The 15,720-nt window shown below is 70.2% G+C and carries 9 protein-coding genes; 2 read left to right on the forward strand and 7 right to left on the reverse strand.

The window, feature by feature from the left end:
• Window positions 1–50: 50 nt before the first annotated feature.
• Together DC008_RS09455 and DC008_RS09460 are read left to right on the forward strand one after the other, a co-directional pair.
• Window positions 51–1,979 carry a hypothetical protein gene (locus tag DC008_RS09455; protein WP_108706577.1) on the forward strand — a complete coding sequence of 643 codons (1,929 nt, stop codon included), beginning with the start codon at window positions 51–53 and terminating at the stop codon, window positions 1,977–1,979.
• 90 nt (window positions 1,980–2,069) lie between these two features.
• On the forward strand, window positions 2,070–2,759 hold the full coding sequence (locus DC008_RS09460; protein ID WP_107096696.1) for a TetR/AcrR family transcriptional regulator: 690 nt from the start codon (window positions 2,070–2,072) through the stop codon (window positions 2,757–2,759).
• Window positions 2,760–2,779: 20 nt separating this feature from the next.
• On the opposite strand, the gene DC008_RS09465 is transcribed toward DC008_RS09460, so the two are convergent.
• The 7 genes from DC008_RS09465 to DC008_RS09495 form a co-directional block, all read right to left on the reverse strand.
• Entirely contained in the window at window positions 2,780–3,136 is a 357-nt protein-coding gene (locus tag DC008_RS09465; RefSeq protein WP_108706578.1) for a 5-carboxymethyl-2-hydroxymuconate Delta-isomerase, read from the reverse strand.
• A gap of 94 nt (window positions 3,137–3,230) precedes the next feature.
• Window positions 3,231–8,630 (reverse strand): pullulanase-type alpha-1,6-glucosidase, encoded by a 5,400-nt coding sequence (pulA, locus tag DC008_RS09470; RefSeq protein WP_108706579.1) that lies wholly within the window; start codon window positions 8,628–8,630, stop codon window positions 3,231–3,233.
• Window positions 8,631–8,745: 115 nt separating this feature from the next.
• Window positions 8,746–10,131, reverse strand: a complete 1,386-nt coding sequence (locus DC008_RS09475) for an alpha-amylase (RefSeq protein WP_108706580.1) — start codon at window positions 10,129–10,131, stop codon at window positions 8,746–8,748.
• A 137-nt stretch (window positions 10,132–10,268) separates the two neighbouring features.
• Window positions 10,269–11,951: a glycoside hydrolase family 13 protein gene (locus DC008_RS09480; protein ID WP_108706581.1), complete on the reverse strand. Its 1,683-nt coding sequence runs from the start codon at window positions 11,949–11,951 to the stop codon at window positions 10,269–10,271.
• Between the two features lie 160 nt (window positions 11,952–12,111).
• Window positions 12,112–13,023 carry a sugar ABC transporter permease gene (locus DC008_RS09485; RefSeq protein WP_108706582.1) on the reverse strand — a complete coding sequence of 304 codons (912 nt, stop codon included), beginning with the start codon at window positions 13,021–13,023 and terminating at the stop codon, window positions 12,112–12,114.
• A 14-nt stretch (window positions 13,024–13,037) separates the two neighbouring features.
• Window positions 13,038–14,042, reverse strand: a complete 1,005-nt coding sequence (locus DC008_RS09490) for a carbohydrate ABC transporter permease (protein WP_108706583.1) — start codon at window positions 14,040–14,042, stop codon at window positions 13,038–13,040.
• Window positions 14,043–14,152: 110 nt separating this feature from the next.
• A complete protein-coding gene (locus DC008_RS09495; RefSeq protein WP_108706584.1) occupies window positions 14,153–15,424 on the reverse strand; it encodes an extracellular solute-binding protein in 1,272 nt (423 codons plus the stop codon).
• Between the last annotated feature and the right edge of the window lie 296 nt (window positions 15,425–15,720).

Below are 15,720 nucleotides of genomic sequence, written 5' to 3' on the forward strand. Positions count from 1 at the left end.
GCGCGCCCCGGTCACGGTGACCAACCGCCGATTCGCTCGTTCTGCTGAACGTGCAGTCACAGGATGTCGCCTCGCGCCCCGCAGCCAGTTCCGACGGCCCGGTCGTGGACGTCGAGCGGGCCGAGGCCGCGCTCGTCGAGCACTACCCGCGCCTGGTCCGCCTCGCCTATCTGGTGCTGCCGCCGGGCCTCGGCCGCAACCGGCGCGTCCTGACCGCGCACTCCCTCACCCAGCGGGCGCTCCCCCGCGGACGTTCGGCGCCGTCCCCGGTGATCCCGGCCCAGTCGAGCGGCCGGGACGGCGACCCCGGCTACGCGTACCTGCGGGCGCGGCTGGTGCGGACGGCCCTGGAGGCGGGGCTTCCGCTCCGCCGGGCGGCCTGGCCCCGGCGCTCCCAGCTGCCTCCGCTGCTGCCCCAGGTGTGGGGCCTGCGGCTGTTCCCGCGGTCGGGCGGCGCCGACGAACTGGCCCTGGACCAGCAGCTGTCGGCGCTGTCGGGCCCGGCCCGCGCCGCCTACGTCCTGCGCGGCCTGGAGAAGCTCCCCGACGGCGACGTACGGGCCGTCCTGGAGGCGGCCGGGGTCGAGGACCCGGAGGACGCGCTCGACGAGGCAGACGGCGTGGAGGCGCGGTACGCGCTGCTGGAGTCCCCGGAGTTCGACCCCTGCTCGCTGCAGGCCCGGCCCACCGATCTGATGCGGCGCCGCCAGCATCTGCGGGCCGCGCTCGCCGCGGGCGCCGCCCTGCTGGTGTGCGGGGCGCTGCTCGGCCTGCCGGGCGAGGGCTGGGCCCCCGACGGCCCGGCCGCGCCGCCGTACGCGCGCAACCCGTCGGCGGAGGCGGCCCTGGACCCGGCCCAGCTGACGAAGGTGCCCGCGCGGGCCTGGCAGTCGTCCGCCCGCACCGACTTCTCGGTGTGGCCGGCGCGCGGCGACCTCACCGGCGACTCCGCCCTGCTGCGCCGCGCCCTCGCGGTGTGGGCCCGCCCCGGTGAGACGGTCACGGTCTCGGCGACCCCCGGCACCCCGGCGGGCGGCCCGCCCGGGGCACCGCAGCTGCTGTACGCGGGCACCGTCGACGGGGTGCGCGTGGTGCTGCTGTACGACGGTCTGCGCGTGGCCCGGTACGCCGAGCCGGTGGACGGCACGGCGGGCGCCGCGCTGGACTTCTCGCGGGTCGATGGCGCGACCCGGGCGGAGGCGAGCGCGCTGGTGCTGAGCCGGGCCGACGGCAACGTCCGCTATCTGCTGGCGCCGTGGGTGCGGAAGGCGGCCGAGCGGGATCTGGTGAAGCCGGGCTCCGGGGCGATGACCCTGACGGTGACGGCCGGGGTCACCTCGCCGATGGCGAGCCCGGCGGCCCGGCCGGGCGGCGGCTCCTGCACCTCGTGGAACGTGCTGCAGGTGACGGACGGCACCGGCACCCGGCTGCTGACCGATCTCGCCGAGCTGGTCCCCGCGCGGCTGACCGCCGGGCGGCCCGGGCAGGCGGGGGACGTCACCGGGGCGCGGGCGCTGCGGGCCTGGGCGCCGAACGCGTGCTGGCTGAGCGCCCTGGGCTCGGCGGGTGTGCGGTCGGTGAACACCTGGCCGTACGCGCGCCAGCCGTTGCCGGACGGCAGCGGTGCCGCGGACTGGGTGTGCACACGTGCGGAGACCTGGCGGGGCGGCGGTGAGCGGGTGCTGGCGCAGTTCCGTACGCCGGGCACCGCGCAGGCGGCCGTGGTCGCGAAGGCGCAGAATGTCGCCGCGTGCGGGGCGCGGGATCCGCAGGTGCTGGCCGGGGTGCTGTGGAAGGCGCAGTCCGGCGGCTGGTACCTGCTGGCGGCCGGTGCCCGCGGCACGGAGTCGATCCGGGCGTCGGGCGGGGTGCGGGGTGCGTCGGAGGGCAGTCTGCTGACCCTGCCCGCGCGGCAGGGCGCGCGGGCGGAGCTGAAGGGCACGCTGGAGGACGGCCGGAGGATCGGCGGCCTCAAGTGAGGGGCGTCACGGACCCGTCGGCGCCCTGAGATGAACACCCCTGGTCGCTCCGGCCCGTTCAGGGCCGGAATCGATCGGTAAGGTGTTCGTATGACTACCGGGGTACGCCGAAGGATGGGAGTCGACGAGCGACGGCAGCAGTTGATCGGCGTCGCCCTCGAACTGTTCAGCCAGCGCTCGCCCGACGAGGTCTCCATCGACGAGATAGCGTCGGCGGCCGGCATCTCGCGGCCGTTGGTCTACCACTACTTCCCCGGCAAACTCAGCCTGTACGAGGCCGCGTTGAAGCGCGCGGCGGACGATCTGGCGGGCCGGTTCGTGGAGCCCCGGGAGGGCCCGCTGGGCGCCCGGCTGCTGCGGGTGATGCGCCGCTACTTCGACTTCGTCGACGAGCACGGGCCCGGTTTCTCGGCGCTGATGCGGGGCGGTCCGGCGGTCGGCTCGACGACGACGAACGCGCTCATCGATGCGGTGCGGCAGGCCGCGTATGTCCAGATCCTGTCGCATCTGGGCGTGACGGATCCGCCCGCGCGGCTGGAGCTGGTGGTCCGCTCGTGGATCTCGCTCGCCGAGTCGACGGCCCTGATCTGGCTGGACGGCCGGCGCATCCCGCGCCGTGAGCTGGAGGTCCAGCTGGTGCACGACTTCGCGGCGCTGGCCGCGGTGAGCGCCGCCCACGACGAGGAGATGGGCGCGTTGCTGCGCGGCGCGCTGGCGGACGAGCCGGCCGACGGCCCGTTCACGGACCTGGTCGGCCGACTGGTCGCGCTGGCGTCGTAGGGCGAAGCACGCCCTAAGGGTCAGCTCTCGTACTTGCGGTACGACGGGTCGAGGTCGCGGACCTCGGCGGAGGCATGCAGCGCGAGCCCGCCGGAGGACTTGACATGGGTGCGCAGCAGGTCGAGGACGGTCTCGGTGAGCCGGGCCTTGGTCTCGTCGCTGCGGCCCGCGAGCAGGCCCAGGGTGACATGGACGACGGCGTGCCCGGCGGTGTCGTCGCCGACCGTGGTGTCCTCGGTGCGGCGGAACTGCGTCTTGCAGGCGGGCGGCTTGGCGGCCGCGATCTCGACGACGGCGGTGTGCAGCGCCCGCGCGAACGCGGGGCGGTCGAAGTCGTCGGCCAGTTCCTGCGAGTAGTCGACGGTGATCTGCGGCATGGGCGCTCCTGTCCTGGTCGGCGGCCCCCACCCTAACCTCGGCGCGCGAAGGGGCGGCCCGGTGACCGGACCGCCCCTTCGTTTTGGCTCGGTGTCACCTGGTGCGGGTGAACACCGCGACCGTGCGGGCCGGGACGTCGAACGTGCCGGAGCCCGCCGTGTAGTCCGCGGTCCGGACGACCGGTTCGCCGCCCTTCGCCTGCACCGGGTGCAGCCGGTAGCCGGTGCCCGCGAGCGAGGCGACCTTCTGCTGATGCCGCTCGGGGGTGGCGTTGAAGACGACGACGAGGTCACCGAGACGCATGGTGATCACGCCGGGCGTCTCGTCCTTGCCGGAGAGCGGGAAGGACAGCTTCGCCTGCACCTGGTCGGCGGTGCCGAGGGAGAAGGCGCTCTCCGTCGAACGGATCCGCAGCAGGTCGCGGTAGGCCGCCGAGGTGCCCTCGATCTGCGGGCAGCCGGCCTTGACGGTGGTCAGCAGCGGCTTGGCGTACGGCCACTTCGAGGCGTTGTCGGCCGCGGGCGGCAGGCCCCGGCCGAAGCCGTTGCCGTCCGCGCAGTCCCAGTGGATGGCGTTGAACCAGTCGCCGCTGTCGTAGGAGTTGCGGTCCAGCGACTTGGAGCGCAGCAGGTCGGTGCCGGCCTGGCTGAGCGCCGGGCCCTGCGACAGGGTGGCCGTGGCCATGGCGAGGACCTGCATCCGGGCGCGGTCGGTGGCGCTGACCGTGGCGGGCAGCTTGAAGGCGAGCGCGTCGAACAGCGACTCGTTGTCGTGCGCGTCCGCGTAGGCGAGGGCGTCGCCGGGGGCGTCCGCGTAGCCGGCGGGGGCGCCGTTGTAGTCGACCTCGGAGCCCTCGACCTCCTTGCCGCTGGTGTCGGTGAAGCGGTACCCGGCGAGGTTGCCGGACAGACCGACCTTGATCAGGTCCTGGTAGTGCAGCAGGCGGGCCTTCTGCTCGGCCTCGGTGCCGTTGGCCTTCGACGTGTTGGGCTCGGTGTAGAGCCCGGACGCGAAGCCCTGGACGCCGGGGTCCTCGTCGAAGGGGCCGCCGCCGCGGACGGCGTCACGGGCGCGGTCGGAGAAGGTGGCGATGCCGGTGCCGGCCATGTTCTTCTGCGTGGCCTGGACGAACCGGGCGTCGTCGGCGACCTCGCCGAAGTTCCAGCCCTCGCCGTACAGGATGATCTTCTTGCCGTCGACGCCGTCCTTCTTGAGGGTGAGGGCGTCGAGGGCCTTGCGGACCGCGAGGATGTTGGCCTTCGGGTGGTGGCCCATGAGGTCGAAGCGGAAGCCGTCGACCTTGTACTCCTTGGCCCAGGTGACGATCGAGTCGACGACGAGCTTGCCCATCATGGCGTTCTCGGTGGCCGTGTTGGCGCAGCAGGTGCTGTTGGCGACCGAGCCGTCGGGCAGGAGCCGCTGGTAGTAGCCGGGGACGATCCGGTCCAGGACGGAGGTGTCCGCCTGGCCGCTCGCCGCCGTGTGGTTGTAGACGACGTCCATGACGACGCGCAGGCCGTCCTCGTTGAGCGCCTTCACCATCCGGCGGAACTCGACGTTGCGTGTGGTGCCGTCCGGGTCCGAGGCGTACGAGCCCTCCGGGACCGTGTAGTGGTACGGGTCGTAGCCCCAGTTGTAGGCGTCCTTCGCGGCGGCCTTCGCCACGCACTCCTGCTGCTTGTCGGAGTCGGCCGCGAACGAGGCCAGGTCGCAGTCGGGGCTGGTCCGGTCCTCCCGTCGCTCGGGGATGGTGGCGATGTCGAAGACCGGCAGCAGATGGACGTACGAGGTGCCGGCCTCGGCGAGCTTCCTCAGGTGGCCGGAGCCGTCGCTGAGCTTGTGCTCGAACGCGCGGTAGGTGCCGCGGTCCTTCGCGGGGACGGTCGGGTCGGCCACCGAGAAGTCCCGGACGTGCAGCTCCTGGATCTGGGCGTCCTTCAGCGGCACCGCCTCGGGCTTGGTGTAGGTGGTCCAGCCGCGCGGTGCCAGGGAGCGGTCGTCGAGGTCGACGAGGAGGCTGCGCTGGGAGTTGGTGGTGAGCGCGACCGAGTAGGGGTCGGTGACCTTGTTGGTGACGACCTTGCGGACGCTGGGCGCCCACACCTTGACGACGTACCGGTAGGGCTTGTTCTTCCAGGACGCGGGTCCGGTGACGGACCAGACGCCGGTGCCGTCGGCGCGGTGCATGGCGACGGTGGAGCCGCCGATCTCCAGCTTCACCGACTGGGCGGTGGGTGCCCAGACGGACAGCGTCGGACGGCCCTTGTGGAACACCGGACCCAGGTCGGCCTGCGTGGCGTCGTACAGGTCGTCCAGGACGCCGGCGAGCTGCACGCCGGTCGCGGCGAGCACGGCGCCGTTGGCGGCGCGCTGGGAGGCGACGACCTGGCCGCGCAGCGCCTCGCGGACCCGGTCGCGGTCACGCGGGTCGACGGACCATGCGGTGTACGACTTCAGGTGCGGGAACTCCGCCTTCTGGGCGTCGGTCAGCGTGGCCTTGTCCAGCCGGAGCCAGCGCTGGTCGTCGCCGGTCAGGGCACCGTCCTCGACGGTGACGGAACCGGTGCGGGAGTAGATCAGCTGGGTGGAGGCCGCGGCCTCGGAGCCGTTCCAGGCGACGGTGTTCCGGTCGATCCAGACGGCTTTGGAGGTGGTCAGGTCGAGCGCGGCGGCCGAGCCGGCGGGCTGCGGGAGCAGGTACTTCTCCTGGCCGCTCAGCAGCCACACCTCGTGGCCGTTGGTCTTGAGGTCCAGCGACTGGTCGGAGGGCAGGTCCTTCTCGTCGCCCTTGTGCATGATGTAGCTGAGGCTGCTCGCGCCCTCGGCGAGGGGTACCTCGAAGACCGCGCCATAGGCGTCGGTCCGCACCGGCTTCAGGGGGTTCGACCACTCGGTGGGGTTCGCGGCACCCGTCCAGGTGTGCAGGCCCCAGCCGTCGTAGTCCCCGTCGGCACGGTGGTAGTGCAGGACGGCCTTGGACTTGTCCTGGGCCGGGTACTCCGGCCGCTCGGTCAGGGCCTCCTCCTTGCCCTGCTCGATCCAGATCTCGCCGGTCTTTGTGACGTCGATCGTGCGGTCGGCGGAGACGTCCTTGTTTCCGTCCTTGTCGATCACCAGGTAGCCGACGCTGGACGCGCCCGGCTTGAGCTTGACGTAGGCGAAGGCGCCGTAGGCGTCCCGGCCGATGAAGGGGTGGCTCTTGGGCCACTCGGTGGCCTCGCCGTCGGCGATGTCGCCCCAGGCGTACACGCCCCAGTCCGTGTAGTCGCCGTCCGCGCGCTTGTAGTGGACGACCGCGTAGTCACGGGAGGCGGCGGTGGGCTTCTCCTCGGCGGGCGGGGTGCCGGTGGTGGAGCCGGCGGTGGCGCTCGCGGTACGGCCGGCGGAGTCGATCACCACGGCCTTGTAGCGCAGGGCGGTGCCGGGCGCCACGTCCGCGCCGATGACCTGGCGGACCTTGTAGGGGGCGTGGTCGGCGGAGCCGAGGACGCGCCACTTGCCGTTGCCGGTCTGCGCGGCGAAGACGACGCGGTTGAGCTGTCCGCCGTCGACGTCGGCGGAGATCTCCACGGTGCCGGTGGCGCCCGCGGCGGGGGCCTTCAGCGTGAGGGACGGCTTCGCCGCGGGCTGCGCGGGCCGGCCGGTGGCCTTCAGGACGATCGCCGCGCCCGCCGGGACGGTGACGGTGACCTTCTTGTCGGCGCCGGAGCGGGCGGAGTCCTTGGTGCCGTACAGGGCGCTGTACGTGGTGTCGGCCGAGCCGACGGCGAACGTCTCCGTGCGGGCGTCGTCCGCGTTGTTGAAGGCGACGAGGTACTCGGTGCCCTTGCGGGCGTCGGTGCGGGAGAAGGCGTAGACGCCGGGGCCGTCGGCCGCGTGACGCTCGGTCTGGATGCCGTCGGCGAGCGCCGGGTTGGCCTTGCGCAGCTCGGCGAGGGCGCTGATCTGCCGGTACAGCGGCGCCTTGGTGTCGTAGGCGTCACTGGCGTGGGTGCGGTCGGTGCCGATCTGGTCGTCGTCGAGGTAGTCGGCGGTCTTCGAGGCGAACAGGGTCTGGCGGGCGTCCTTGTCGCCGCCTGCGCCGGTGAAGCCCTGCTCGTCGCCGTAGTAGACGACCGGGTTGCCACGGCTGAGGAACATCAGCTCGTTGGCGAGCCGGTCCTTCTTCAGCAGTTCGGCGTCGGTGGCCTTCGGGTTGTCCTGCTTCAGGAAGGTCCCGATGCGGCCCATGTCGTGGTTGCCGAGGAAGGTGACCTGTTCGTAGGCGTTGGCCTTGTCGGTCGTGTACTTGTAGTCGTCGCCGAAGACGGACGCGAGCTTGCGCGCGCTGCCGCCCTGGGAGGCGTACTGGCGTGCCGCCTCCTGGAAGGGGAAGTCGAGCGTGGCGTCGAGGCGGCCCTGGGTGACGTAGGGCGCGGTGATGTCCGTGTCGGAGGTGTACACCTCGCCGAACATGAAGAAGTCGTCGCGGCCCTGCTTGGCGGCGTAGGAGTCCAGGGCGGTGGCCCACTGGGTCCAGAACTCCATGTTCACGTGCTTGACCGTGTCGATCCGGAAGCCGTCGATGTCGAAGTCGCGGACCCAGCGCTGGTAGATCTTCTCCATGCCGCTGACGACCTCGGGACGCTCGGTCCACAGGTCGTCCAGGCCGGAGAAGTCACCGTGTTCGGAGCTCTCCCCGGCGAAGGTGGAGTCGCCCCGGTTGTGGTACATCGTCGGGTCGTCGAGCCAGGAGGGGACCTTCTTCGTCGCGCCGGTGACGGGCGTGCGGGGGAAGGAGTCGTCGTCCACGGCGGGGAAGCGCCGGGCGCCGTCCGCGTGGTCGGCGTCGTCGAAGGGCCGGCCGTCCTTCGTCAGATACGGGAAGGCGCCCTGGGAGAGGTACTCGTAGGACTTCTCCTTGTAGTCCACGACGTCGGCGGTGTGGTTGGTGATGACGTCGAAGAAGACCTTCATGCCCTTGGCGTGCGCCTTGGCGATGAGGGTCTCGAGGTCCTTGTTGCTGCCGAAGTGCGGGTCGACCTGGGTGAAGTCGGTGATCCAGTACCCGTGGTAGCCGGCGGAGGCGTCCTTACCGGTGCCCTGCACGGGACGGTTCTTGAAGATGGGCGCCATCCAGATGGCGGTGGTGCCCAGGCCCTTGATGTAGTCCAGGCGCTGGGTCAGACCCTTGAGGTCGCCGCCCTGGTAGAAGCCCTTGTCCGTGGGGTCGTACCCGGTGGACAGGCGGGAGCCGGTCAGGCCGCCCTTGTCGTTGCCGGTGTCGCCGTTGGCGAAACGGTCCGGCAGGACGAAGTAGAACTGCTCGCGGGTGGCGTCGTGCCGGGCGGGCTCGGCGGCGAGCTTCGCGTCGGACGGCGGCGCCGGCGGGGTCGCCGCCTTCGCGGCGAGTGGCTGGACGAGCGCTGCGGCCAGCGCGGTCACGGTGACCGCAGCGACCCGTCCGGCGTGGGTGGTTCGGCGCCTCCACGGCGACGGCCATCTCGGTATCACAGAGGGGCTCCTTGCGATTGCGGCTCTTCGGGTCCGACCCCGCGCGACCGTATCGCCGCCGCAACGCTTACAGCAAGAGGCTTGAAACCACCGGTAAAAACTTTCAGTTGTCCGCTCAGCAGCTCGACTTGCCGGCGTATACGGCCAGAGCCGTGTTCGCGCCCAGCGTGGCGGTCAGCTGACCGGCGGAGTTCACCGTCACGGTGCTGTTGTTCTGCACGTTGCAGTACGTGCCGGCGGGCAGGGACGTCTGGTACGTACGACTGAGGGAGCCCGACTCGTGGTTGATGGCCACGAAGCCCTTGGAGCCCCGGCCGAACGCGATGGCGTCACCGCCGTTGTCCCACCAGTTGGTGACGGCCTGGCCGCGGGTGGCGTTGCGGAACGCGACCATGGACTTGATCTCCGGCCAGTTGTGCTGGCACTTCCAGCCGTTCTGCCAGCAGGCGTTCACCGTGCCGCCGTTGGGCGGTCCGGCGTCGTGGTCGGTGAACTCGTAGCCGGAGTTGATGTCCGGGGCGCCGTAGGGCCAGGCCAGCATGAAGACGTTGGCCAGCGTGTAGTTGGCGTTGTCCTTGTAGCTGAGCGTGGAGCCGTTGCGCTCGGTGTCGTGGTTGTCGACGAAGACGCCGGCGGACGAGCTGCTCAGATAGCCCCAGCCCTCGCCGTAGTTCTTCAGATAGGCGAGGTTCTCGTTGTTGAAGACCCGCTTGAGGTCGTAGGCGTAGCGGAACTCCTGGACGTCGCCGTTGCGGGTGTACTCGCCCGGCTGGACGGCCTCGCCGGAGCCGTGGATGACCTCCTGCTTCCAGTAGGCGTTCGGGTTGCTCAGACGCGACTTGATGTTCGCCAGGTCGGCGGTGTCGATGTGCTTGGCCGCGTCGATGCGGAAGCCGTCGACGCCGAGCGACAGCAGGTCGTTCATGTACGTCGCCAGGGCGCCGCGGACGTAGTCCTCGCCGGTGTCGAGGTCGGCGAGGCCGACGAGCTCGCAGTGCTGGACGTTCCAGCGGTCCTGGTAGTTGCCGATCTGCGCCGTGCAGTCGTCGAAGTCGTACGACGAGTACAGGCCCGGGTAGTTGTACTTCGTGTACGACGAGCCGCCGGTGCCGGTGCCGTTGCCGGCGGCCATGTGGTTGACGACCGTGTCGACGACGACCTTCACACCGGCCGCGTGGCAGGTGTTGATCATGTTCTGGAAGGCGGCGCGGTCGCCGAGCCGGCCGGCGATCTTGTAGCTCACCGGCTGGTACGACGTCCACCACTGCGAGCCCTGTATGTGCTCGGCCGGTGGGGAGACCTGCACGTAGCCGTAGCCGGCGGGGCCGAGGGTGGTGGTGCACTCCTTCGCCACGGAGGCGAACTTCCACTCGAAGAGGACGGCGGTGACGTCCTTGCTCCCGGGCGGTGAGGCCGCTGCCTCGGTCGGGTGCATGACAAGGGAGGAGGTGGTGAGGGCCGCCGCGAGCGCGGCCGCCACGGAGAGGGTTCTGCGTGCCATGTGGGGATTTCCTTCACCGTTGAAGGCTCTTGCTGAAAACTTTCAACTACCTTGCGGTGACGGGAATGTTAAAGGCCCGCCGCCTGAAAAGGCAGCGGGCCGGACGAACTTGCCTGAAAATTCTTGCAGGAAGGCCGTCAGGAGGCCGTGGACCACCACACCGTGGTGTCGGCCGGCAGCTTCGCCTCACCGTCCGTCTCGGTGATCTCACCGCTGGCGAGCAGCAGCCGCCCGTACGCGGGGATCGTCACCGACTCGGTGCCGGTGTTCGCCACGCAGACGAACTCCCCACGCCGGAAGGCGAGGACGCCCTCGGGCGCCCGCAGCCACTCCACCTCGTCCCCGGCGCCGAGGTCGGGGTGGGCGCGGCGGGCGGCCAGCGCGGCCCGGTACAGCTCCAGGGTGGAGTCCGGGTCGCCGGTCTGGGCCTCGACGCTCAGCTCGCCCCAGCCCGCCGGCTGCGGCAGCCAGCTGCCGCCCGCGCCGAAGCCGTACGACGATCCGGCACGCGTCCACGGGATCGGCACCCGGCAGCCGTCGCGGAAGCCGTCCTGGCCCTCGCCGCGGAAGTACGCCGGGTCCTGGCGCACGTCGTCCGGCAGGTCGACGACGTCCGGCAGGCCGAGCTCCTCGCCCTGGTAGACGTACGCGGAGCCGGGCAGGGCCAGCATCAGCAGGGTGGCCGCGCGGGCGCGGCGCAGGCCCAGGGCGCGGTCGCCGGCGGTGCGGATCTGGGTGCCGAGGCCGGGCGGGTTGGCGAAGCGGGTGGCGTGCCGGGTGACGTCGTGGTTGGAGAGCACCCAGGTGGCGGGGGCGCCGACCGGGCGCATCGCCTCCAGGGTGCGGTCGACGACCTCGCGCAGCTCTCGCGCGTCCCAGGCGGCCGACAGGTACTGGAAGTTGAACGCCTGGTGCAGCTCGTCGGGGCGGACGTAGTTGGCCGTGCGCTCGACGGTCGGGGTCCACGCCTCGGCGACGAAGATGCGCTCGCCGGAGTACTCGTCGAGGATGAGCCGCCACTGGCGGTAGATGTCGTGGACGCCGTCCTGGTCGAAGAACGGCATGACATCGTTGCCCAGCAGTTTGAGCTGATCGTGGTTTCCAAGGTCGGGCAGGCCTTCGGCCTTCACCATGCCGTGGGCGACGTCGATCCGGAAGCCGTCGACGCCCATGTCCAGCCAGAAGCGCAGGATCGAGCGGAACTCGTCGGAGACCGCCGGGTGCTCCCAGTTGAAGTCGGGCTGTTCGGGCGCGAAGAGGTGCAGGTACCACTCGCCGGGGGTGCCGTCGGGCTCGGTGACCCGGGTCCAGGCGGGGCCGCCGAAGATGGACTCCCAGTCGTTCGGCGGGAGTTCGCCGTTCGCGCCCTTGCCGGGGCGGAAGTGGTAGCGGTCGCGCAGCGGCGAGCCGGGGCCGTCGGCGAGGGCGCGCTTGAACCACTCGTGCTGGTCCGAGGAGTGGTTGGGGACCAGGTCGACGATGATCCGCAGGCCCAGCTCACGGGCGTCCCGGATCAGCGCGTCGGCGTCCAGCAGATTGCCGAACATGGGATCGACGGCCCGGTAGTCGGCGACGTCGTAGCCGGCGTCGGCCTGCGGGGAGGCGTAGAAGGGGCTGAGCCATACGGCGTCGACGCCGAGGTCGCGCAGGTACGGCAGGCGGGAACGGATGCCTTCCAGGTCGCCCATGCCGTCGCCGTTGCTGTCGGCGAAGCTGCGCGGGTAGACCTGGTAGATCACCGCGTCGCGCCACCAGTCACGGCGCTTGGCGACGGTGGCGACGGCAGCGGTCTCGGCCGGGGCGGTGGGGTACTGGCTCATGGCTTCCTTGATGCGGTGGGGGTCTCACGCCCGGACGGTGTCACGGGCGGAGAAGGAGTCAGTCGTTCTGGGTCGTGCGCGCGGCGGCGGACGACGAGGCGGCCGCAGTGACAGCGGGGTCGGATGGACACGGCGGCCGCCTCGGGTTCTCGGGGCCGGCTCAGCCCTTCGTGCCACCGGCGGTGAGGCCGGTGACCAGGTTCTTCTGCACGAGGTAGAAGAAGAGGGAGACCGGTATCGCGATGAGCACCGCCGTGGCCGCCATGAGGTTGCGCTGGGCGTCGTGCTCGCTGACGAAGCTCTGCAGACCGACGGCGAGCGTGTACTTCTCGTCGTCGAGCAGGAAGGTGGTCGCGAAGGCCACCTCGCCGAAGGCGGTGATGAAGCTGTAGAACGCGGCGACCGCGAGGCCCGGCTTGGCGAGCGGCAGGATCAGCCGCGCGAAGGTGCCGAACGGGGTGAGGCCGTCGACGCGCCCGGCCTCGTCGATCTCGAACGGGATGGTGTCGAAGTAGCCCTTGAGCAGCCAGGCGCAGTACGGCACCGCGGTCGAGCAGTAGACGATGATCAGGCCGAGGTAGGTGTCGATGAGGCCCAGGTCCGAGAGGATCTGGTACATCGGCACGATCAGCACGGCGATCGGGAACATCTGGGTGACCAGCAGCACCCACATGAACTTCCGGTAGCCCGGGAAGCGCATACGGGAGACCGCGTAGCCGGTGGTGGCGGCGATCAGGACGCCGATCACGGTGGTGCCCAGCGACACGATCAGCGAACTCTTCAGCCAGTCGAAGAAGTTCGTGTGCTGCAGGACGAACGCGTAGTTGTCGAACGTCATCTTGGACCAGATGCGCTCGGGGTGCAGATAGTCGTCCTTGTCCGGTCCCAGTGACAGGAACACCAGCCACAGGACGGGGAACAGGGCGATCAGGCTCGCGACGGTGAGCATGCCGTGGGAGGCGAGGGAGCCGGCGAAGCCCGTCTCGCCGCGCCGCCGGGTGCGCCGGGGCGGCTTGGCCGGGCTCTCCGGTTCGGTCACCGCGGCGGAGGTCTGGGCTGTGGTGGTACTCATGAAGAACTCCTGCCTCAGATCGCGAGCTGCTGCTCGTTGCGGTTCAGCCAGCGGCGGTAGAACGAGGTGAAGACGATCAGGATGCCCAGCAGCAGGATGCCGTAGGCGGCGGACTGGGCGAAGTCGCGCGGTTGCTGTCCGAAGCCGAGGTAGTAGGCCCAGGTGACGAGGATCTGCGCGTCCGGCGCGGTGTTGCCGAAGAGCAGGAAGATCACGGCGAACTGGTTGAACGTCCAGATGATGCCGAGCAGGACGACGGTGGAGCTGACGGTCCGCAGGCCGGGCAGGGTGACGTAGCGGAAGCGCTGCCAGGCGCTGGCGCCGTCCATCTCCGCGGCCTCGTAGAGGGAGGCGTCGATGGACTGCAGGCCGCCGAGCAGGGAGACCATCATGAACGGCACACCGCACCAGGTGTTGACCATGATCGCCGCGAACCGCTGCCAGAAGGTGTCCTCCAGCCACAGCGGCGTCGGCAGGTGCAGGGACTCCAGCGCGGCGTTGATGATGCCGCCGTCCGCGAGCATGAACCGCCAGCCGAACACGGTGACGAAGGTCGGCACGGCCCACGGCAGGACCAGGATCAGGCGGTAGAGGGTGCGGCCGCGCAGCTTCTGGTTGAGCAGCAGCGCGAGGCCGAGGCCGATCGTGTAGTGCAGGGCCACACAGGCGGCCGTCCACACGATCGTCCAGATGAAGTGCGACCAGAAGCGGTCGTAGGAGGTCTCGCCCCAGAGGATGTCGGCGTAGTTGTCGAGGCCGATGAACTTGTACGTCGCCTCGATCTCGTTGGCGCCGATCGTGCGCGCCGTGTTGAGGCTGTTGGCGTCGGTCAGCGTCAGGTACAGACCGTAGGCCAGCGGGTACAGCACGAGGATGCCGAGCACGACGACCACCGGGGTGATCATCGCGTACGCGTACCAGTGCTTCTGGTAGCTGTTCCTCAGGCGCTGCCCGAGCCCTGGCCGGGGCGCACGGTCACCGCGGCGCTTGCCGGTCGCGCGGTCGATGGCGACTGTCATGGTTCGACACCTTCTGGGAGTTCAGGAAGTCCGCGGTCGGGACCCGTGGGACGGCCGGGCGGCCGCCGGATCGCCTGCCCCAACAGGGCGGTCCGGCGGCCGCGCGGGGCTCACTTGCTGAAGTCGGGCACCAGCTTGGCGATGGACGTCTCGGCCGTGCTCAGGCCCTTGTCCAGGGACACCTTGCCACCCGCGATCTTGGGCAGCTCGGTGTCGAGCGGACCCCACAGGGAGCTGTACTCCGGCAGCGCGGGACGCGGCTGGGCGGCGGACAGGACGCCTTGGTAGCCGGCGATGCCCGGGTCGGCCTTGACCTGCTCGGTGTAGGCGTCGTCACGGGTGGGCAGCGTGCTGTTCTTCAGCGCGATGGTCTCCTGCGACTTCGCCGACGTCATGAACTTGACGAACTTCAGCGCGGCCTTCTGGTGGGCCTCGTCGGAGCCGGCGTAGACCGAGAGGTTGTGGCCGCCGGTCGGGGCGCCCGCCTTGCCGGACGAGCCGGCCGGGACGGTGGCGATGCCGAGGTTCGACTTGTCCTTGAACGCCGAGCCCTTGTAGAAGTTCGTGATCTCCCAGGGGCCCTGGACGATCGCGGCGACCTTGCCGTTGACGAACGCGTCCTGGATGTGGGCGTACGCGTCGGCGGTCGTGTCGGCCTTGTGCAGGCCCTTGCCGTCGAACAGGCTCAGCCAGGTGCCGTACGCCTTCTTCGCCTCGGGCGAGTTGACGGTGATCTTCTTGGCGTCGGCGTCGACGGTGTCGGTGCCCTCGCCGTAGAGGAAGGACTGGGCGTAGTAGGCCTGGGTCGAGCCCCAGTAGCCGTCGACGCCGGTCTTGCCCTTGATCGTGGCGGCGGCCTTCTTGAGGTCGTCCCAGGTCTTGGGGGCCTCGGTGATGCCGGCCTTCTCGAACAGCGCCTTGTTGTAGACGAGCGCGAGCGTGTCCGTGACGAAGGGGACGCCGTACGTCTTGCCCTCGTACTTGGCCTGCTCCAGCAGGTTGGACTTGAACTTGTCCTGCTCGGCGAGGGCCTCGGTGCCGTCCAGCGGCAGGAAGAAGCTCTTCTTCGCGAAGGCCGGGGTCCAGCCGACCTCGGACCGCAGGATGTCCGGCGCGCCCTTCGAACCGGCGGCGGTGTCGAACTTGTTCTGCGCCTGGTCGAAGGGGACGTTGACGTACTTGACCTTGATGTCCTTGTTGGCGGCCTCGAACTCCTTGACCAAGGCCTGGTACGTCGGCGCCTCGTTGGTGGCGTTGGAGGTGTCCCACCAGGTGATGGTCACCGGACCGCTCGAGTCGCTGCCACTGTCGTCCCCGCCGCAGGCCGTCGCCGCGAGGGCGAGGGACGCCACCAGCGCGGTGGCCGCTATGCCACGCCGCATGAGTTCTCCTTGAGGGTGAAAGCCCGTGTGATGCGGGGGCGGCCCCGTCTGCCGGCCCCTGCTGTCGTGCCGACTGCGCCTTTGCGGCCGCCGGGCGACGTGAACGTAACAGCGATGCAATCCTTGCGAAAGACCTTGCAGCAAAAAAGTGCAAGGGAACACGGAAGTTATCCCGGCGTGACCGTCCAGCGACCGCTGTGAGACGCTTCCTTACAGGGGTGGAGCGGTACGCGGTCCACTTGTGCAAGACTCTGCAAGCTCTTGCCATGACTTCCACGAGGGAGCGCGATGACGCA

The sequence above is a fragment of the Streptomyces nigra genome, from assembly GCF_003074055.1.
In the GTDB taxonomy this organism is placed as follows: domain Bacteria; phylum Actinomycetota; class Actinomycetes; order Streptomycetales; family Streptomycetaceae; genus Streptomyces; species Streptomyces nigra.

Coding starts and splice junctions, on each gene's coding strand:
- DC008_RS09460 (WP_107096696.1), top strand. CDS start 2,070: ATGACTACCGGGGTACGCCGAAGGATGGGAGTCGACGAGCGACGGCAG.
- DC008_RS09465 (WP_108706578.1), bottom strand. CDS start 3,136: ATGCCGCAGATCACCGTCGACTACTCGCAGGAACTGGCCGACGACTTC.
- DC008_RS09475 (WP_108706580.1), bottom strand. CDS start 10,131: ATGGCACGCAGAACCCTCTCCGTGGCGGCCGCGCTCGCGGCGGCCCTC.
- DC008_RS09480 (WP_108706581.1), bottom strand. CDS start 11,951: ATGAGCCAGTACCCCACCGCCCCGGCCGAGACCGCTGCCGTCGCCACC.
- DC008_RS09485 (WP_108706582.1), bottom strand. CDS start 13,023: ATGAGTACCACCACAGCCCAGACCTCCGCCGCGGTGACCGAACCGGAG.
- DC008_RS09490 (WP_108706583.1), bottom strand. CDS start 14,042: ATGACAGTCGCCATCGACCGCGCGACCGGCAAGCGCCGCGGTGACCGT.
- DC008_RS09495 (WP_108706584.1), bottom strand. CDS start 15,424: ATGCGGCGTGGCATAGCGGCCACCGCGCTGGTGGCGTCCCTCGCCCTC.